At 56.9% G+C, this 19,805-nt stretch carries 17 protein-coding genes; 7 read left to right on the forward strand and 10 right to left on the reverse strand.

Features of this window, described 5'->3' with window-relative positions; translation table 11 throughout:
* Positions 1-28 precede the first annotated feature (28 nt).
* Together AC2FNL_RS09840 and AC2FNL_RS09845 are read left to right on the forward strand one after the other, a co-directional pair.
* Positions 29-556 carry a TRAP transporter small permease gene (locus AC2FNL_RS09840; RefSeq protein WP_093961688.1) on the forward strand — a complete coding sequence of 176 codons (528 nt, stop codon included), beginning with the start codon at positions 29-31 and terminating at the stop codon, positions 554-556.
* A gap of 9 nt (positions 557-565) precedes the next feature.
* On the forward strand, positions 566-1,846 hold the full coding sequence (locus tag AC2FNL_RS09845) for a TRAP transporter large permease (protein WP_496833368.1): 1,281 nt from the start codon (positions 566-568) through the stop codon (positions 1,844-1,846).
* A 181-nt stretch (positions 1,847-2,027) separates the two neighbouring features.
* On the opposite strand, the gene AC2FNL_RS09850 is transcribed toward AC2FNL_RS09845, so the two are convergent.
* Positions 2,028-3,284: an NADH:flavin oxidoreductase/NADH oxidase family protein gene (locus AC2FNL_RS09850; RefSeq protein WP_496833370.1), complete on the reverse strand. Its 1,257-nt coding sequence runs from the start codon at positions 3,282-3,284 to the stop codon at positions 2,028-2,030.
* 66 nt (positions 3,285-3,350) lie between these two features.
* On the opposite strand from AC2FNL_RS09850, the gene AC2FNL_RS09855 reads away from it, so the two are divergent.
* The gene (locus AC2FNL_RS09855) at positions 3,351-3,713 is read left to right on the forward strand and encodes a MerR family transcriptional regulator (RefSeq protein ID WP_496833371.1); all 363 of its coding nucleotides are present in this window, start codon (positions 3,351-3,353) and stop codon (positions 3,711-3,713) included.
* Positions 3,714-3,762: 49 nt separating this feature from the next.
* Here AC2FNL_RS09855 and AC2FNL_RS09860 read toward each other — a convergent pair whose 3' ends face one another.
* From AC2FNL_RS09860 to AC2FNL_RS09880, 5 genes are all read right to left on the reverse strand, one after another.
* Positions 3,763-4,494, reverse strand: a complete 732-nt coding sequence (locus AC2FNL_RS09860) for a proteasome-type protease (protein ID WP_496833373.1) — start codon at positions 4,492-4,494, stop codon at positions 3,763-3,765.
* Between the two features lie 11 nt (positions 4,495-4,505).
* A complete protein-coding gene (locus tag AC2FNL_RS09865) occupies positions 4,506-5,303 on the reverse strand; it encodes a transglutaminase family protein (protein WP_496833374.1) in 798 nt (265 codons plus the stop codon).
* 3 nt (positions 5,304-5,306) lie between these two features.
* The gene (locus tag AC2FNL_RS09870; protein ID WP_093961683.1) at positions 5,307-6,248 is read right to left on the reverse strand and encodes an alpha-E domain-containing protein; all 942 of its coding nucleotides are present in this window, start codon (positions 6,246-6,248) and stop codon (positions 5,307-5,309) included.
* 2 nt (positions 6,249-6,250) lie between these two features.
* The gene (locus tag AC2FNL_RS09875; protein ID WP_496833376.1) at positions 6,251-7,669 is read right to left on the reverse strand and encodes a circularly permuted type 2 ATP-grasp protein; all 1,419 of its coding nucleotides are present in this window, start codon (positions 7,667-7,669) and stop codon (positions 6,251-6,253) included.
* 208 nt (positions 7,670-7,877) lie between these two features.
* Complete coding sequence (locus tag AC2FNL_RS09880; protein ID WP_496833377.1) at positions 7,878-8,780, reverse strand: LysR family transcriptional regulator; 903 nt, start codon at positions 8,778-8,780, stop codon at positions 7,878-7,880.
* A 120-nt stretch (positions 8,781-8,900) separates the two neighbouring features.
* Between AC2FNL_RS09880 and AC2FNL_RS09885 the strand changes: the two genes are divergently transcribed.
* Together AC2FNL_RS09885 and AC2FNL_RS09890 are read left to right on the forward strand one after the other, a co-directional pair.
* On the forward strand, positions 8,901-9,773 hold the full coding sequence (locus AC2FNL_RS09885; protein WP_496833379.1) for a TauD/TfdA dioxygenase family protein: 873 nt from the start codon (positions 8,901-8,903) through the stop codon (positions 9,771-9,773).
* Positions 9,774-9,824: 51 nt separating this feature from the next.
* Complete coding sequence (locus AC2FNL_RS09890; protein ID WP_496833381.1) at positions 9,825-10,859, forward strand: zinc-binding dehydrogenase; 1,035 nt, start codon at positions 9,825-9,827, stop codon at positions 10,857-10,859.
* 200 nt (positions 10,860-11,059) lie between these two features.
* On the opposite strand, the gene AC2FNL_RS09895 is transcribed toward AC2FNL_RS09890, so the two are convergent.
* Positions 11,060-12,619 (reverse strand): fasciclin domain-containing protein, encoded by a 1,560-nt coding sequence (locus AC2FNL_RS09895; protein WP_093961680.1) that lies wholly within the window; start codon positions 12,617-12,619, stop codon positions 11,060-11,062.
* A gap of 213 nt (positions 12,620-12,832) precedes the next feature.
* Between AC2FNL_RS09895 and AC2FNL_RS09900 the strand changes: the two genes are divergently transcribed.
* Together AC2FNL_RS09900 and AC2FNL_RS09905 are read left to right on the forward strand one after the other, a co-directional pair.
* Positions 12,833-14,572, forward strand: coding sequence for a type I secretion system permease/ATPase (locus AC2FNL_RS09900; protein WP_496833382.1), 1,740 nt, complete (start codon positions 12,833-12,835; stop codon positions 14,570-14,572).
* Positions 14,569-15,894: an HlyD family type I secretion periplasmic adaptor subunit gene (locus AC2FNL_RS09905; protein ID WP_496833384.1), complete on the forward strand. Its 1,326-nt coding sequence runs from the start codon at positions 14,569-14,571 to the stop codon at positions 15,892-15,894. Before AC2FNL_RS09900 ends, AC2FNL_RS09905 begins: the two co-directional genes overlap by 4 nt.
* A gap of 193 nt (positions 15,895-16,087) precedes the next feature.
* Here AC2FNL_RS09905 and AC2FNL_RS09910 read toward each other — a convergent pair whose 3' ends face one another.
* From AC2FNL_RS09910 to AC2FNL_RS09920, 3 genes are all read right to left on the reverse strand, one after another.
* Positions 16,088-16,639 carry an alpha/beta fold hydrolase gene (locus AC2FNL_RS09910; protein WP_496833385.1) on the reverse strand — a complete coding sequence of 184 codons (552 nt, stop codon included), beginning with the start codon at positions 16,637-16,639 and terminating at the stop codon, positions 16,088-16,090.
* Positions 16,640-16,968: 329 nt separating this feature from the next.
* Complete coding sequence (locus AC2FNL_RS09915) at positions 16,969-18,045, reverse strand: PLP-dependent cysteine synthase family protein (RefSeq protein ID WP_496833387.1); 1,077 nt, start codon at positions 18,043-18,045, stop codon at positions 16,969-16,971.
* A gap of 113 nt (positions 18,046-18,158) precedes the next feature.
* Positions 18,159-19,691 (reverse strand): phospholipase D family protein, encoded by a 1,533-nt coding sequence (locus AC2FNL_RS09920; RefSeq protein ID WP_496833389.1) that lies wholly within the window; start codon positions 19,689-19,691, stop codon positions 18,159-18,161.
* Positions 19,692-19,805: the final 114 nt, after the last annotated feature.

The following is a 19,805-nucleotide window of genomic DNA, read 5'->3' on the forward strand; positions in this document are numbered from 1 at the left end:
CGGACATCTGATCAAGAGTTTCAGGCTTATGAGCAATACATCTCCGCCCCCGTCCGCGCTGCGCAAGATGGTCCGGATTCTGGACCGCATCGCCGATGCATGCCGGATCGTGACCGGTGTCGCGCTGGTCGTGGTCACCGTCATTTTCGGGTGGCTCGTCTTCGGCCGCTACGTCCTGAACGCAACGCCAACGTGGGTCGAGCAGGTCGCCCTGCTACTGGTCATGACAATCGCGTTCATCGGCGCGGCGGTCGGTGTGCACGACAACACGCATTTGTCCGTGTCCCTCGTGCGCTCGGCGGTTCCGCGGCGAGTCAGGACGGCTCTGGTCGTTTGTACAGACGTGATCATGGCCGGATTCGGTGCTCTGATGCTGGTGTTCGGGGCGCGGCTTACGATGTTTAAATGGGGGTCGCTCATCCCCTTGATCCAGGTTCCAGAAGGCTTGCGGTCACTGCCCCTGACCATTGGCGGGGGCCTTATCCTTATGTTTTCCGTTGGTCATCTGATCCGCCTCTGCGTCGGCTTTGACGAGCGAAAAGACAGCATCGAATAGAGGCGGATCATGGGAATTTTTCTTTTGCTTGGCGTATTTGCCCTGTGTGTACTGATCGGAACACCCGTGGCCTTCGCCTTGGGCATTGCCGCCATCTCGGCCTTCTGGTTCGAAGGCTTGCCGCTGATGATCGGGTTCCAGCGAATTGTCTCGGGCATCAACGTTTTCTCGTTGATGGCAATCCCGTTCTTCATCTTCGCCGGTGAACTGATGTTCCACGGTGGGATCGCCATGCGTCTGGTGCGGTTCGCGTCAGCAGCGGTTGGCGCCGTTCGTGGCGGCTTGGGCATCGTGAACGTGTTTTCGTCGATGTTGTTTGGTGGAATCTCCGGATCGGCCATCGCCGATATCTCTGCCCTAGGCTCCATCCTGGTTCCCGTGATGAAAGAGAAAGGCTACGACGCGGACTATGCGGTCAATGTGACTGTCACGTCGTCGATCGCAGGGATCATCATCCCCCCCAGCCACAACATGATCATCTTCGCCATTGCAGCAGGCGGCGGCATTTCGATCTCGAAGCTTTTCCTCGCGGGCGTAGTTCCCGGCGTATTGATGTGCCTCTGCCTTGCCGTCGCCGCGTATCTTGTTGCGGTGCGCCGAGGGTATCAGGCCGAAACCTTTCCTGGCTGGAACGCTCTGGTCATCAGCTTTCTCAGCGCGATCCCCGGGCTGCTGACTGCGGTGATCATCGTCGGAGGCGTCCTGTCAGGCATCTTCACGGTCACCGAATCCGGGGCGTTCGGCGCAATCTATGCCTTTGTCGTCACGCTCGTGGTCTACCGGAGCATCACCTGGGACAAGTTCTGCATCGCGGTTGCGTCTGCCGTACGCACGACGGCCATGGTCATGATCCTGATCGCCTGCGCGGGCGCCTTTGCCTACATGCTGACCTTCTACAGAGTGCCGGACAAAACGGTGGATCTGCTAACAGGTCTGACGGAAAACCCGATCCTTATCCTGCTGATGATCAATGCGGTTTTGTTGCTTCTGGGCATGATCATGGACATGGCGGCACTGATCCTGATCTGCACGCCGATCTTCCTGCCGGTTGCCAACAGCCTTGGTATTGATCCCCTGCAGTTCGGAATGATCTTGCTGGTGAATCTGGGCCTGGGACTTTGCACCCCTCCGGTTGGCTCCTGCCTGTTTGTCGGCTGCGCCGTCGGCAAACTGCCGATGGAAAAGGCGGTTCGGACAATATGGCCCTTTTACCTCGCAATTCTGGTCGCCCTGATGCTGATCACCTTTGTGCCCGCGATCTCGCTGACCCTGCCGGGGTTGCTTGGTTAGAAGCGGCGAGCAGACAAAAAGTTCGGGCGCAACCTGTGTAAGGTTGCGCCCGGTTTCGGCACTGGCGGCAACGGAAGAAACACCTCCGGTCGGCGCCCCAAGCCAGGCGTCAAAGACACCGCTACAAGGTGACCACCCGCACAAAGGCGTTGGCTCCTTGCTTTAGGCATCCCTGACCACACTATGCCCGGGCATCGCGCCAAGAACGGTATCGTTTCGTCCATCGCTTCGCCCGCATCTGATTTCGCATCAGCGCCAAAAACGCCGAGTGCGGTACTTTCGGTGGCTTGCCATTTGCCAGTCGTTCTAGCTGGAAATACGCCAGCACCATCGAGGCGAACCCCGCCAGCCTTTTGTTTTTCCAAGACACTTCCGGGATATTGACCGACTGTGATTTGCCATTCCGCCAGTTTTCGACAAGATCAGGTTCAAACGCCATCGCGCGGGCCACCCCCAGAACCGAGACGCCAATCCCGCCCCTGTTGTTGGCCAATGCATCCTCGGCAACAGCCCGAGAGCGAATGCCGCCGGTCACCATGATCGGTATTTTCGAGTCAGCAGCGATGTCCCGCGCAAAGTCTACAAAATAGGCTTCGCGCCGGGCCGTGCTGGTGCCATCCTCCTGCCTGCCCTGCATGGCCGGACTCTCATAGGAACCGCCGGACAATTCGACCAGATCAATAGCCGTATCGCCAAGTTGGTCGACCACCCATTTGGAATCATCCTGCCCAAATCCACCTTTCTGAAAATCAGCCGAGTTCAGCTTCACGGAAACGGTGAAACCCTTGGACACGCTGGCCCGGATCGCGCGCACGACCTCAAACAGAAATCGCGCCCTATTCTCCAAAGAGCCGCCCCAATGGTCGGTGCGGCGATTGGTCAAGGGCGATAGAAACTGGCTGATAAGATAACCGTGGGCGGCATGTATCTGAACGCCGTCAAATCCTGCTTCTTCGGCCAACGCGGCTGTTCGGGCAAAGCGGGCAATCAAGCCTTCGATTTCGGCCTCGGTCAGGGCCCGCGGCGGGTTGAAGTTTTTGGACATGCCGGGGATCTCGACCGGAACGTCGGATGCCGACACCGCTTCTTCTCCCAGGCTCGCCAGGACCTGACGACCGGGATGATTGATCTGCATCCAGATTGCTCCGCCGCGCATCTGCCCTGCCTCGGCCCATTCCCGGAAAGGCGCAAGATCAGTTCCGTCTTCCAGAACCACGCTGGCGGGGCCGGACAGCGCATCAGCCGAGACCATTACATTTCCAGTGATCAACAAGCCCGCGCCGCCCGCGGCCCAGCGGCGGTAGAGCCGGTGAATTTTCTCGTCTGGCACCTGCCCGAAAGCCGCCAGGCTTTCTTCCATTGCAGCTTTTGCCAGACGGTTTCTGAGAACCGCCCCATTTGGCAATGTGAGCGGTTCAAACAGCGGTGAAACAGTCATCTTGGGATCCTTTTCTTCTCGATCCCAGGTGATATAAACCTTCGACAATGGTTGAAGGTCAAGGGCATGAAGATCGGAAAATTGGCAGAAGCCACGGGCGTGTCAGCGTCAAGCATTCGGTTCTACGAAAAACACGGCCTGATCCCACCGCCCGAGCGTCTGGAGAACGGTTATCGCGACTATCCCGATGCAATGATTTCCCGCATCAAGACCATCGCAATGAGCAAGTCGCTTGGCTTTTCTCTGTCGGAAATCAAGCGCTTCCTACCGGAAGACCCGGAAAACACCATCCCGCGGCCCGAGGTGATCGCGAACCTAAGGAGCAAGTTGGCCGATGTGGATCAAAAGATCAAAGACCTGCACAGGATTCGCCGCGACCTAGACCAGATGATCGCCTACCTGAGCGCCCCTGAGTCAAATGCCTGCTGAGGGTCTGGCAGCCCGAAATGCACCCCGCAGGAGCACAAGAACTCGCTCCTCAGGCTTCGTATGCCGGAAGCTTTGACAGGGCGACCTTCAGCGCATCGCCCCACCCTTCGGATATTGTCCGAAAGTACTGATCGTCAGGCTCGAACCTTGAACGCGTACCGGCCGTTAGGCTGTCTTCCTCATAAAGCAGCAGATCAAGCGGTGCACCGACGGACAAATTGGCCTTGATCGTTGAATCGAAACTGACCAGCAACAGCTTGACCGTTTCGGAAAAGCTCATGTCCGGATCAAACGCACGTACCAGTATGGGGCGGCCGTATTTCGTCTCACCGATCTGAAAGAACGGGGTGTCCTCACCGGCCTCGATAAAATTGCCCTCGGGATAGATCAGAAACAGGCGCGACGGGCCGCCTTTGATCTGCCCCCCCAGGATCAGGGTTGCGTGAAAGGCACTGTCAGCCTGCTGGCCCGCTCGGGAATGCCCCTCGATGACGTCGTTCAGCGTTGCCGCAACCAATTGGGCGACCTGAAACATCGTCGGCGCCTCAAGGATCGACGGCGACCGGTCTTCCGGGGCTTTTGTGCGTTCTTCCAGCAGGCTTATGGTAGCTTGGGTAGTCGCCAAGTTGCCGGCCGACAACAAGGTGATCGAACGGTTGCCTTCAACGGTCCAATTGAACATCTTGTTGAAGGTGGACACGTTGTCGACACCTGCATTCGTACGCGTGTCCGACATGAAAACCAGTCCGCGGTTCAACCGCATGCCCACAGCATAGGTCATCAGGTTCTCCGTTACTGCTGTGCGACCTGCAATTGAACCGTCAACTGCTCGCCCGCTGCCCCAATTCTGTTTCCTATTACCGGGGCCGCCTGGGCATAGTCCAGACCGGTTGCGACACGCACGTATCGATCATCGGGTGAAATCCCGTTGGACACGTCAAATCCAACCCAGCCAAGCCCGTCCAGATGAACTTCGGCCCACGCGTGGGTGGCATCCTGCAATTCGGTTTCGTTCATCATCAGATAACCCGAGACATAGCGGGCCGGCACGCCGATCTTCCGCGCGCAGGTGATGAAAACATGCGCGTGGTCCTGGCACACGCCGCGCCCGGCCTTGAGGGCGTCTTCTGCGCTCCAGTCCGGGTGCGAGCCTCCCACTTCGTAGGAAACCTGAGCCCGAACTCTTTCGGACAGCGCATGCATCCGCTCAAGCGGCTCACCATCCGGCAACTCGGCGATTACGTCTGCAACACCCTTGCCCGGCGTTGTCAAAGGCGTGCTCCGCTGAAAAAGCCACAACGGTGTCGACCCCTCGTGACGTCCCAACACACCATTCGTATCTTCAACCTCGACAACACCTTCCGAGATCAAAGAGATGCTTTGTGTATTCGCTTCGAAACTGATCAGCTCCACCGTGTTGCGGTGGTAGTCCTCAAAGCTCAGTTCCTTGCGCCCCCCGGTCACTTCGGTGCTCCAAGAGAGGATATTCTGATTGCGGAAGGATTTGGGCGTCTTTCTCAGCTGCTGCAGGCCAAAGGGAACCGGCGCGTCGAAATCGTATCGTGTCTCATGGCGAATATGCAGTTTCATTGGTCACTCATAGAACCGGTAGTCAACTTCAATCTGGCGGCTCAAGTTCCCAAGATCCTTCAAAAAGTCCTGAATGTACTCGTGCAGCCCAAGGTCAAAGATATCAGAAATCTGCCGGTCGAGGTATTTTTCGGACAGCGCATCGGCTGCCGTAACCGACGGCCCCATAAAACCATAGTCTTTGCTGAGATAGGACAGGTTCTCTTGGATTTTCCTGCAGCAGAAATGCAGACTGCGGGGCATCCGCTGATCGAGGATCAGAAACTGAGCGATTTCCGACGGCCGGGTATTCTGGCCGTGGGTCATGCGATAGCCACCGCCCGCACCCACGGACCGCAGAATGCTTTCCCATTGGATGTTGTCCAGTGACGAGCCGACCGAAAAGGCCGTGGGCAGAAGGACATAGTACTTCACGTCCAGGATGCGCCCGGTATTGTCGGCCCGCTCGACAAAAGTGCCGATCCGGGTGAAATCGAAAATATCGTTGCGCAGCATGGTCCCCAGCGTCGCACCACGAACCAGAGCCGCCTGTTGACGAATAAGCTCCAACGTCCCCGGCAGGTCCCTCTCATTCACGCGGCGCTTCATGGCTTGATCAATCTGCATCCATGTGGCGTTCACCGCGCTCCAGACATCATGGGTCAATGCGGTTCGAACAAGACGCGCGTTGTCTCGCGCCTGCTTGATGACGGACTTGATCGAGGATGGGTTGTCGGCATCACGCAACATCCAATCCACGGCATTGTCTTTTGAAATCTCATCATATTTGGCGCTGTAACCGCCGAAAACGCCGGCGGTTTTCAGAACCGAGCCCCATTCCGCATCGGAGTTCTTGGTCCGGGTCAGTGCCATCCTCTGGCCTGTTTCAAGCAGTCTGGCCGTGTTTTCCGCCCTCTCAAGAAACCGGGACATCCAGAACAACCCGCCAGCAGTTTTTCCCAGCATGGTCAGTCCTCCAGAACCCAGGTGTCTTTGGTCCCGCCGCCTTGGCTTGAATTCACGACTAGGGACCCTTTTTTCAGCGCAACGCGCGTCAGGCCGCCGGGGGTGATCTCGATCCCATCGGGGGACACCAGAACAAACGGCCGCAGATCGACATGCCTGGGGGCAAGTCCCGAACGGGCGAAGATCGGCACCGTCGAGAGAGACAATGTGGGCTGCGCGATATAGTTAGACGGCCGCGACTTAAGCTTGTCGCGGAAGGCCGAAATCTCTTTCTTGCTGGCGGTCGGACCGATCAGCATCCCATAGCCGCCCGAGCCGTGCACCTCTTTAACGACAAGATCTGACAGATTGTCCAATACGTAGGACAGCGACTCGGGATCGCTGCAGCGCCACGTAGGAACATTTTTAAGCAGGGGCTTCTCACCCGTGTAGAACTCAACGATTTCAGGCATGTAGGAATAGATGGCCTTGTCATCGGCAATGCCCGTGCCCGGCGCGTTGGCGATTGTAATGCCCCCGGCCCGATAGACGTCCAGAATTCCCGGAACGCCCAGCGCGCTGTCCGGGTTGAAGTTCAGCGGGTCCAGGAAATCGTCGTCAACCCGGCGGTAAAGAACGTCGATTGGTTTGTAGCCTCGCGTGGTGCGCATGCAGACGCGCGCATCAACAACCCGCAGGTCGTGCCCTTCGACCAGTTCAACGGCCATCTGATCGGCCAAAAACGCATGTTCAAAATAGGCTGAATTGTAGATCCCCGGTGTCAATACCGCGACGGTCGGCTCGCCATCCGCGCAGGCCGGCGCACTGGCCGCAAGCGAGCGTCTCAGATTGCGGGGGTAGTCGGATACATTGCGCACATTCGTGGCGCTGAAAAGCTCGGGGAACATCTTCAGCATCGTTTCCCGGTTTTCGAGCATGTAGCTGACCCCGGACGGCGTGCGGGCGTTGTCTTCCAACACGAAGAACTCATCCGGCCCGGTACGCACCAGATCAACGCCGACCACATGGGTGTAGACCTGCCCCGGCGGTGAGACACCCAGCATCTGCGGCAGGAAGGCTTCGTTGCTGGCAAGCATCTCTGCCGGCACGCGACCGGCACGCACGATTTCCTGACGGTGATAGATGTCGTGAAGAAACGCATTGATCGCCCGAACCCGTTGTTCGATACCGCGCTCCAGACGTTGCCATTCGCGCCCTGAAATCACGCGCGGAACGATATCAAATGGGATCAAGCGTTCTTCGGCCTCGGTCTTGCCGTAGACGTTGAAAGTGATCCCCGTCAGCCTGAATACTTCCTCGGCTTCGCGCTGTTTGGCCCTCAGCCGTGAGACATCTTCCGCATTGAACCAACGTCCGATCTCTTCGTAAGGACCTCTGAGAGATCCGTCGCCGTTGAACATCTCATCAAAATACTCGCTCATACGAGAAGTGTGACGATCATTTCAAAGTTTGCAAGTTGTACGGGCTTTTCTAGTTGGCGGCCCACCAAGAAATGCACAGTTTTCGAGCGAACGGCAGCCCGCCCGTCGATGACGAAACTGCTTCTGGGTGCAGCGAAAATCATCGCCGCCCCTCTACCGGCTTCTGACTTCAACGACGTGTAGCCACCAAAGCATTCCTCGAAAGCAATCAGGGGCTACGGCTCCGCCTGAGATCCGACTGGGTGCCCACCGCATCCAGTAGTGCGCCCCGGACTGCATCTACCATTCTGGCACGGGGTGACATTGCCGCACTCGCAAGACCGACGATGCGTCGGGGTCCGAACTGCTCCAGAGGAATTTTTCTGAGCCGCAAATGGTCATTAGACGCCAGACGACTGTCAGGTATGATCGAGACTCCGAGTTCAGCGCCGACCATGCTTGATATTGCCTCGAGGCTTTCAAGCTCCATGGCGTCTTTGACTTCTATGCCCATCCTTTGCAGCCAGGTCTCGATCTGCCTCCCTACAACCGCGTCGCGAGTGAACCGAATAAACGGCAACGCGCCGAGCAGTTCTTCGGGAGAAAGGTCCGGAGTTTTTTCCGAGACGAGCAAGACCAGTTTCTCGGTCACGATTTCCGAGAACTCCAGCGACTTCGGCAGGATATCCGGGCGTGAGATGATTGCCGCGTGAACCTGTTTGCGGTCCAGCTGCAACAGCAGTTGATTGGTCAAGCCCGGAACAATTCTGACACGCACGTCAGGATGTTCTGACTTCAGCCTTGATAACGCAGCAGGCACCAAACCCGTCAAACTCGTTGGAACTGCGCCCAAGATGATCTCGCCGGCAAGTTCCTTGTCTGATCTCACCTTGTCGGCCAGACCGTCATAGGCAGCGACGACCGCCGCCGCTTCTTCAACAAGCATGAGCCCCGCACTGGTCAGTTTGGGTGTCTTCGCCGACCGGTCAAACAAGTCGAGCCCCCACATGACTTCAAGGTTCCGCATCTGATGGCTTACCGCCGACGGCGTCAGATGCTCGGCCTCCGATGCGGCTCGAAAGCTTCCATGCCGATGTATTGCGATCAGAGTTCGCAAGGCACGAATACTCATTTCAAAGACCTCGCCACCTCTATCCTGGTCCACGTAAGATGAGAGATTTTCACCGATGGATCAAATCATTTTCGTTTTTGTTTACATTTTTTGATCTGTAACCTGCGCGAAACAAGCTCAATGAAACAGCGCCCCGAGGTCCCTATGGTTGCCCCAAAGTCCAACACCTACACGTCCATCGTTGCCAAGCCTTTCGCTCCGAACCTCGGGGCCGAGATCTATGGGGTCGATTTGAGCCAGCCTGTGCCCGACGAACAGTTCGCCGAAATCCGCGATGCCTTTCACACCTATCAGGTTCTGTTCTTCAAAGAGCAGAAAGAGATACCGCCTGCGCAGCACATCGAGTTTGGGAAACGCTTCGGGCCGCTCCACGCACACCCCGCAGCCCCAACGATGGAAGGGTATCCGGAGATATTCGAGATCCATGCCACCAAGAATTCAAAGGTGGCCAACGGTGAGTTCTGGCACTCGGACGTGTCATGTGATGAAACGCCCCCATTGGGTACAATGCTTCAAATCCACATTGCCCCGCCTTGCGGCGGGGACACCATGTTCAGCGATATGTATGCGGCTTACGACGATCTGTCCGAACCGATCAAAAGCATGCTCGACGGCCTGTCCGCCCTCCACAGCTCCGAGCACATCTACAAGGGCCGGTACAGCGACCGGGGCCAAAAGGACGCCGATATTGATTGCCCCGAAGCAATTCATCCGATCGTCAGAACTCACCCTGAGACAGGGCGAAAATCGCTGTTCGTCAACCGAACGTTCACAACGAAGATTATCGGCTTGTCGGACAAGGAAAGTGAGGCGATCCTCAACATGCTGTTCGAGCATGCCGAACAGATCAACTATCAAATCAGGTTCCGGTGGTCGCTCAACGATATGGCGTTTTGGGACAATCGTTGCTGTATGCATCGCGCCATCTGGGACTATTGGCCCGCGGAACGAAAGGGGCGGCGTGTAACCGTGAAAGGCGACCGCCCCGTCTAGTTTCGACTGGACAGGATTTCACCGTCGAAGAAACCATTTTGGGAGCGCGAAGTGCGAGCTGCAGTCGTCAGAGAGTTCAACGAGGACCTTTCGATTGAAACGGTCCCGGACCCAACCTGCCCCGACAACGGAGTGGTCTTGGAGGTCACCGCATGCGGCGTGTGCCGCTCGGACTACCACGGCTGGTCCGGTGCCCACCCGAAAGTTCAAAACGGCTCCATCCTGGGGCACGAATACTGTGGCACTGTGGTCGAGGCCGGGTCCAATGCGAAACACAAGGTGGGTGATCGCCTCATCGCCCCATTCATCCTGGGCTGCGGCAGTTGCCATGCCTGTCAAACCGGAGTGTCGAATACCTGCGCCAACCAGATCGTTCCCGGATTTGGCGCACCGGGCGCCTATGCGGAATATGTTGCGGTGCCCTTTGACCATAACTTGGTTCACTTGCCAGACACACTCTCCCCTGCCCTCGCCGCCGGCCTGGGCTGCCGCGTCACCACCGCATGGCATGCTTTGACGGACCGAGCAGATGTTGCTGCGGGCGAATGGGTTGCTGTCCATGGAACCGGTGGAATTGGTCTGTCCGTCCTCTTGCTTGCGAAAATGCTGGGATGCCGGGTTGTCGTGGTGGATGTGGTCGATGAGAAACTCGAGCACGCAAAACTCCACGGCGCGGACGCGACGGTCAATGCATCCAAAGAGGATGCGGCGACCGCGATCCTGGAAATCACCGGTGGAGGAGCGCAAGTTTCCATCGAAGCTCTTGGCATCGAAACAACGACGAACGCGTCACTGGAGTGCCTCGCGATCTTGGGCCGTCATGTACAGATTGGGATGCCGTCGGGTGACGGTTGGATGCGCATGAACATGCGCGCGATCTATTCCAAGCAGCTCTCGGTTTTTGGCACCCGGGGCATGCCGTCCTGGAAGTACCCGCGTCTGCTTGGACTGATCGAGCGGGGTGACGTTGACATACAGCCGATGGTGGCCAGGGAGGTCTGCCTTGAGGACGCCAGCGGTGAGCTTCGCGCGATGCGTGGTCCGACCTCGCCCGGCACCGCTGTAATCACGAGTTTTCGGCCTTGATTGGGTGCCTGCGTCATGCAGGATGCACGCGGGCCTAAAAAATAAAATCATTGAAAATTAATGACTTACGTAAAGTAACGGGGTTTGCCCCGGCTGTCGCCAGACACATCCAAAACACTGTTAACGAAAAATGTAGTGAAGCAATTTCAACAAGAAAAGCCCGCCCAAACAGTTTTGACCAGTCTAGGCGGGCTTGCCCATCAGAGTATGAAATCACCTTCGTCTAGGCTGCTGGCGCGGACGCCGAACAACGAGATTTCCGTGTCTCCCAAATCGATCTTGGTCTTGAAGAAACGGCCGCTGATCGCATCCTCGACTTCCTCGTAATCTGTGAAGCCATAGGCGCTGAGGTCGATCTTGTCGCGACCTGCGCGAAAGCCGAACACAGTGTCATGACCGCCGCCTTGTTCGAAGACGAAGCTGTCAGAGCCCGAGCCGCCGATGAGTTTGTCGTTTCCGGCACCGCCCGCGATCTCGTCATTTCCGCGGCCGCCGAAGATGATGTCGTTTCCACCCTCGCCGTTCAGGGTGTCGTCACCCTTGCCGCCGAAAACCTTGTCCCGACCGTCACCGGCGAGAACCAGATCGTCACCACTTCCTGCAAAAACGATATCGTTGCCGCCCTTGGCATCGATCAGGTCATTGTCCCGGCCCGTGCGGATGACTTCGCGACCATCGTCTCCGATGACGAAATCGACTGCCCCTGAACCGTCAGATTGCTGCAGATCGGCGGGCAGCAGAACGCCGTTCAACACATGGATCACACCGTTCGACGCCTGAATGTCGGTCGCGATGAGGCTTGGATCCTGAACGTCCGGATCGGCATCGATAAGGGTAAGGGTCTCGGCATCCACACCAATCGTTCCGCCCTGGAGCGTTTCGATTTCCTCAGATGCCAGAACTTGGCTGGCCTGCAGGCTTTCACCCGAGACATGGTAGGTCAGCACCGTTGTCAACAGCTCGATGGGATCGTTTCCGCCGTTGAGCAAACGCAGTGCGTCTACAAGGTATGCAAACGCTCCGCCCTCATCGCTGCCTTCGTATCCCAGCGAGTTCGAGAGCGCGATAAACGCGTCATCGGTCGGCGCAAAGGCGGTAAGGTCGGCATTCGGGTCATTCAGGGCGCCCGCCAGATCAGCCGCGATCAGGGCTTCTCGAAGAATATCGAAATCACCTCCGTTTTCGTCAAAACCGGATGCGCCGCTTACCGCAAGAACGGTTTCGGTGATCGTCGGGGCGTCATTGCCTGGCAGATCGATCGGCAGCAGAACGCGATCAATCACGTGGACCACGCCATTGTCCGCCAAAATGTCTGTCTGCACCAGCGACGGGTTGATGAGGTCCGGCTCCAGATCGCCAAGTGTCGGCAGCTCGGACGCATCGATCACTCCGCCCTGAAGTGAGGTCACCGAACCCGCCGACGCAATCTCGGACGACCCTTGGGTGCCAGCTGCAACATGATAGGTGACGATCGTCTCAAGCAGCGTTGCGGTTTCGACGGGATCTTCGTTCAAAGAGGTCAGAAATGCGGTTACGGCTGCGGTGTCGGTAACGTCGCCCGCAAAACCCAGATCAGCTGCGAGCTGCCCGAATGCCGCGTTTGTCGGGGCAAAAACCGTGTAGGTCGCAGAAGGGTCACCGGCCGTTCCACTGAGGACACCGAGGTAGTCAGTCCCCTTCTGGTCATCGATAAAACCTATTGCTGCGACAAGAATGCTAAAGCTTGGATTTCCTGCGGCAATTCCTGCAATTGTCGTCATAATTTCCTCCACCTGAGATTTGCAAGCCAATGATTGGCTTACCGCTGGTACGGAGCGCACAGGCCGTTCGGATCAAATATTTATGAATCACGATATGTTCCTCGCGACACCGCGTGGATCGTTCCCGCGCCCGCTGAGGCCAAAATCAAAAAACAAATCCGGCCGGGTCTGATCAGCGTATCGGTCATCAGTTGAGAACAAAGGTGACGGCCAATGGGAAAACCCAAATTCGTAGTCGAAACGGGGCGTCAGGAACTTCGCGAAGTGCGTCGGGAAAGCTGGCGGCTTTACGTTTTTGTCGGTGTTCTCAGTTGCTTCACCAACCTTCTTATGCTGACCGGGCCATTGTATATGCTGCAGGTATACGACCGGGTTCTGGGCAGCAGATCGGTGGAAACGCTGGTCGCTCTCTCTGTGCTTGTTGCATTCTTGTACGGCATTCTGGGCCTGCTTGAATATGCGCGGGGAAGGATTTTCGGACGCGTCGCGGCGCGTTTCCAGGCACGCCTTGACCGTCGGGTTTTCGAAGCTGTGCAGCGTAAGGCCTCGGTCGCTCCGGACGATCAAACGGAAACCGGCCTGCGCGATCTTGAGGCTGTTCAGCGGCTTCTGTCATCTCCGGTTCCAATGGCCTTTTTCGACGTATTCTGGACGCCCGTTTTCCTCTTGGGCATCTGGATATTCCACCCGTGGCTTGGCGCTGTTGCTGCGTTGGGTGGTTTGCTCATCTTGGCACTGACGGGTTTGAACCGAGTTTTTTCGGCACGGCCCATGTCGAATGCCAGCCGTGCTGTCGCCTCGTCCGAAGCAATGTCCAACCAGCTGCGGAACGAAGCCGAAATCGTTGAGGCGATGGGTATGCGCGATGCGACCTTCACGCGGTGGAAGGCCTTGCGCGACCGGGCGCTGAAGGAGCAGATCCGCTCGGCCGACGTAAGCGGCAGCTTTGCGAACGTAACAAAGACTTTCCGGTTGTTTTTGCAGTCAGCCATCCTTGGCGTTGGTGCATATCTTGTGCTTCAGGGGGAACTGACTGCAGGCGCAATGATTGCCAGCTCAATCCTGCTGGGCCGGGCGCTGGCACCGATGGAGCAGCTTGTGGCGCAATGGCAGTTGGTTCAGACCGCAAAAAGAGGCTGGGACAATCTGGCCGAACTGCTCGGCACCGTACCGCCCGAACGTGTGAATACGCGACTGCCGAAACCCAAAGCCAAGTTGGTTGTTCAAAACCTGACCGTCTTTCCGCCGAACTCACGGCAAGCCGCTCTGAAATCCGTTTCCTTCAACGTGAACCCAGGCGAAGCGGTTGGCTTGATTGGATCGTCCGGCGCGGGAAAGTCCACACTCGCCAGATCTCTGACTGGCGTATGGCGTCCGCACAGCGGCACGATCCGGCTGGATGGCGCCGCGCTGGATCAATACGGCTCGACCGAACTTGGCAGCCTTATCGGCTACCTTCCGCAGCGGTTTCAACTGTTCGACGGCACCATTGCCGAAAACATTGCCCGAATGGCGCCCGAGCCGGACGATGCCGCCGTCGTGGCAGCCGCAAAGAAAGCAGATGCGCATGAGATGATACTGCGGCTCGCTGATGGTTATGACACCTACGTGTCGGCGAACGGAGGGCAACTGTCCGGTGGTCAGATGCAACGTATCGGCCTTGCCCGCGCCATGTACGGCGACCCCGTTCTGCTGGTGCTGGACGAACCAAATTCAAACCTCGACGTGGAAGGCAGTGCCGCGGTCAATCGCGCAATTGAAGAGTTCAAGGCAAACGGAAAATCCGTGTTGATCGTGGCCCACCGGCCGGCCGCAATCCAGGAATGCGACAAGCTGATAATGCTTGAAAACGGCACCGTCCGGGACTTTGGCGCCAAGAAAGACGTTCTTCGGAAACTCGTTATCAACCACGAACAAATCGCAAAAACCGCCAGACAGGGAGGCCTGAAATGAAACCGGAACGGTCCGACGTGAACTCGTCCCTGTCGTGGTCTGCGCGCGGGCCAGTGCTCGTGGGTCTCGTGGGCCTGATACTGTTGCTTGGGGGCTTTGGATATTGGTCCTTCACGACCAATATTGCCGGGGCAATCGTTGCCAGCGGTCGAATTGAAGTTGACCAAAATCAACAGGTTGTGGAACACCCTGATGGCGGCGTGGTCGCCGAGATACGTGTCGACGAAGGGTCCGTGGTCGAGGCCGGTGATGTGCTGATCAAGCTGGCGTCCAATGACCTTGCCACCAAATTGGCGATCGCCGAAAAAGAGCTTTACGAACTCATGGCCCGCCGTGGCCGGCTTGAGGCGGAAAGAGACGGATCCGAAGAAATCCGCTTTGATCCCATACTTCAACAAGCCGCATCTTTGGACGTCGACATCGCGGACTTGGTCTTTGGGCAGGAACGTTTGTTTGTGGCGCGCAAGCAATCCATCGCGCAGGAGATTGATCAACAACTCAAAAGGGTTGGTCAGATCGACAGCCAGATTGTCGGGATTGATGCTCAAAAACTGGCGCTTGCCACCCAGCTGGACCTGATACGAAAGGAACTGACGGATCAAGAGTCCTTGTTTGAACGCGGATTGGCCCCCGCATCCCGCGTTCTGTCATTGCAACGGGAAGAAGCACGCCTGAGCGGCACGATGGGTGATCTGACTGCCCGTATCGCGGAATCCGAAGGGCGAAAGACCGAAATCGAGATTCAAATCCTCAAATTGCAAAGCAAACGCCGCGAAGATGCCATTACCCGCCTCAGGGACCTGCGGTATCGGGAACTGGAGTTGCGCGAGGAAACGACGAATATTGCAGATCGTATCGCCAACCTTGAAATCACGGCGCCGGTCTCTGGGGTCGTACACGGATTGAACATCTTCAGCCTTGGTGCGGTCGTAAAACCGGCTGATCCGGTATTGTACCTCGTTCCGCAGGATCGTCCGCTGATCATAAGTGCCCGCGTCGACCCTATTCACGTCGACCAGATGTTCGTGGGACAAGATGTCGTTTTGCGCTTCTCGGCCATGGATCAGCGAAAGACGCCCGAATTGACAGGACGGGTCACCTTGGTTTCTGCGGATGCGTTCGAGGAGGCTTCGACAAACCAGACCTACTACACGGCCGAAATCGCACTGAACGCCGGGGAGCAGAAAAAACTGCCCGCGGAAACACCTCTGGTTCCTGGAATGCCGGTCGAAACCTTCATACGGACGCAGGACAGAACACCGATTGCCTACCTGATCAAACCGTTCAGCGACTATTTTGCGAAAGCATTTCGTGAGACATGAGTGTTGGCCCTATGTCGCCGTCAAATCAAGCTACGAGCGATTGACTTAGGTTTTTCTGGCCCAGCGCAGGAAACCTGCGCGTTGCGACTGGCACGAAGAAAAACCCGCTTCGCTCTTGTATAGACGCCAAGGCAACTTCAACAGCCCGAACGCGGCTATTTCCTGCAGAGCACCCTGCCGCCTGCAGCACCCATCACTCCAGAAAGTCGGAGACCAGACGCTGGAGTAGTTCAGGCTTCTCGGCATGAACCGCATGGGCGCAACCCGGCACGACCGCAAGCGAGGTCTTGGGGATTTCTTGCCAAAGCATATGAGTCTGGCTCCACGGATAAGTCCGATCCCGATCGCCCCAAAGCACAAGTGTTTCCTGCCGGATTTGGCTGAGGTTCTGCTCTCCGGACCAAGAGTACATCGCGTCCAGGCCAGCGTTTGTTGCAGCCAGTTTGCTTTGCGCGGCGACGGCGGCGCAGTGCTCAAACCCTTGTGCGGCTTCACGATCCAGAAACCAAGTTGCAGCGATCCGATGGGCGGTTGCGGCGGGGCCGTCCTCTGCCGCACGCTTTTTACTTTCCTCAATGGTCTCGAACCGCTCGGGCAAAACGCCAATCGCGCCGGTTGCGTACAACACCAATCGGTCCACCCTTTCAAAATCCCGCCGGGCGATTTCCTGAGCGATCATGCTGCCCATCGAATGCCCCAGAAGATGATACACCCCCAGCCTGAGGCTGCGGAGGTGCTGGATCACCCAATCCGCCCTGCGGAAGGGCGCTTAGGCACTGCTCAGTTGGCGGTGCAATTTCTGCGCTTCCCGCTGAGTAGACAGTCTTTGGTCACCGACAGGCTTTCTCGATCAACGCAATAGGTCAGTATTCACCCGCACAGGCGCGACCATGATAAAGGAAACTCGGCAGCCCCTCGTTGAAGCCTGCTCAACGTATGCATCGCGACCCAACCGGAGCGTTTGATCGTCGAGCCACGCATTGCCATAACCACGCTGTCCGCAGAATTTCAGACGGCATCAACGCCGCAGATCGAACGGTCTAATACCCGGATCTATTAGCAACGAGACCCGGCTCAATCAGACGGCATTTGCGCCGTTGGTGTCGACATGGAAATCGCTCGTTCCTCATCCGTCATATCTTCGGCAATCCCGTCAAAGAGCGGTGTCGAAAGATACCGCTCGCCTGTGTCGGGCAGCATCACCAGCATCACCGATCCGTCCGGGGCGCTTTTGGCCACTTCCATTGCGATGGCAAATGTGGATCCCCCTGAGATTCCGGTGAATATCCCCTCCTCTGCGGCCAGACGCCTGGACCATGCAATACCATCCGCTCCGGCGACGGGGAGCAGTTCATCGTAGTAAGCATTGTCCAGAGCTTCCTGAAGCACATACGGGATGAAGTCGGGCGTCCAACCCTGAATGGGATGCGGCTCGAAGGCCGGATGGCTCTCAGTGGGCTGATGGGCCTCGTTGCGGGTGTTCACGTAGCCAGACCCGACAATCGCAGCGTTTGCAGGTTCGGTCAGGATAATCTTGGTGTCAGGGCGATCCCGCTTGAGCACGCGCGAGACGCCCGAAACAGTGCCGCCCGTTCCATAACCAGTGATCCAGTAATCCAGCCGCTCTCCTTCGAAGTCGCTTAGTATTTCCCTCGCTGTCGTGGCCTCGTGGATGTCGGCGTTGGCGCTTGTCTCGAATTGGCTGGCGAGAAACCAGCCATTTGCCTCGGCCAACTCCTTGGCCTTGTAGTACATCCCAAAACCCTTGAGCGCACGAGGCGTGAGCACAACCTTGGCCCCAAGAAACCGCATCAACCGGCGGCGTTCCACCGAGAAGCTGTCAGCCATAGTGACCACAAGCGGATAACCCTTTGCGGCACATACCATCGCAAGACCAATCCCGGTATTTCCCGAGGTAGCCTCGACGACCGTTTGCCCGGGTTTCAGCCGACCTTCCCTTTCACCAGCTTCGATGATGTTCAGCGCAAGGCGGTCCTTGACCGAGCCCGCGGGGTTGAAGGCTTCAAACTTGACGTAGACCTTCACGTTGGCCGGCGCGATTTTGTTGATGCGAATGCACGGCGTGTTGCCGACCGTGTCCAGGACGCTGTCGTATAGACGGCCGCGCCCGGATGTGGTTCGGATTTCCATGTGCCCCTCCTGCTTATCCACTTTTCTTCAAATGCGAAGAAGACTGCCACAAGCGCAATGCAATTGATAGAACGTCAACAGCACAGCAGAAGAACGGACCTTCTCCCACTCTACTAAAGCTGAGAGCCGATTGGTAGAATACTAAAAAATCCAGCCACGATATGGTCCCAAGCCGAACCCGTTGGTTCTGAGTCATATTCAAGAATTTCTCCGTCCTCGCCCCGGGTTCTCCATTTGAGTTGGCCAGCACTCTCCAGCGTCACATGATATGTATAAGCTGGAAGCGCATCATCCAAAGCACCCATCGTTTGTGCGGTCAGCGCTGGAGAGTCGATGAGAATGCCCATTTCCGTGTTGATGTTGACTGAACGAGGGTCCCAATTGAACGAACCGACAAACAGATATCGGTCATCGACAGCGAACGCTTTGGAGTGAAGACCTGACCGAGATTGAGCCCAGTTTATTCCACGACGTTGGACCTGATAAGCGTCAGGCCGCAATTCATAAAGCTCGACACCACCGCGCAGCAAAGCCCGGCGTTTCTTGGCGTAGTGTGCATAGACTGGCGCTACGTCGTTTGAAGCAAGCGAGTTGGTTACGACTTTGACTTCGACACCTCGGTTTTCCAGTTCGGTCATCCACTTCACGCCGTTGTTGCGTGGCACGAAGTAGGCCGAAACGATATTGACCTCCCTGTCGGCACTCTCGAAATACGGCAGCAATTGCGACGCGAGAATTGGACCTGAGTTATCAAGCCCTGCGGCTTTGGAAGGCGGGTCGGCGTAGAGTTTTGCAGGCACCCAATCCAAGGAAAGCGTGCCGTCTGCAAAACTCTCCCTTGCAGATTTTCTGAGAGCTTCGCCGTACTGGGTCCGCTTTGCCGCCTCCACGAGTTCATTCAGTCTGCTTCGCGCTTGACCAAGCGAAAATTCTTCAGGTTGCCCGACGACCACGCGGGCCGGAACCGCGAACTCACTGTTCCAATATTCGTCAAAACTTTTGGAAACTTCATTTACGACGGGACCGGCTGCCAGAACATCCAGATCCGCATAGTTCATTTCCTCCCGTGCCAGGAAGTACTCGGCGCCTATATTCCGGCCACCGACAATTGTGAACACGTTGTCTGCGGTCATCGACTTATTGTGCATTCTGCGATTGATCCGCTTGAAATCCGTGAGCCCGGCAATGATCAGGCTTTGATTGCGCCAGAAAGGATTGAACAAACGGATTTCAATATTCTCGTGGTAGTCCAATGCGGCTGTCATCGCGTCATATCCGGATGTGTCCATGTCATCCAAAAGCAAGCGAACACGTACGCCTCGGTCCGCCGCCTGCAAAAGACTGGCCGCAAAGAGATGACCTGTCGGGTCGTTATGCAAAAGGTAGTATTGAGCGTCGATCGATTGTTCAGCTGCTGCAGCGAGTAGAAGCCGTGACACCAAGGCTTGTTCACCGTCGCTGATCAATTTGACACCGGACCGGCCGTCTTTTGGGTCCCCAAGCCGGGTCGCCGCCTGCCCAAGTGCGTTGTTTGTCCTAGCCGAAAATGAAACCGAATTAACCTTCTCATATGTACGAACTTTCGGGGCACAAGCGACAAGAGCGAATGTGCAGAACGCACAAAACATGATTGTCCAAGGCTTCATCGACTTCCTCCGCTCGTCGCTCATAGGTGACTACGCCAAGAGGCACGATTGCAAGTATGTTCCGAGAAAGGTGGGGAGGTTTCTTGGAGTCGTGTCGTTCCAGAGGAATTGCGG

The sequence above is a fragment of the Ruegeria sp. CRTD044 genome (genome assembly GCF_059613485.1).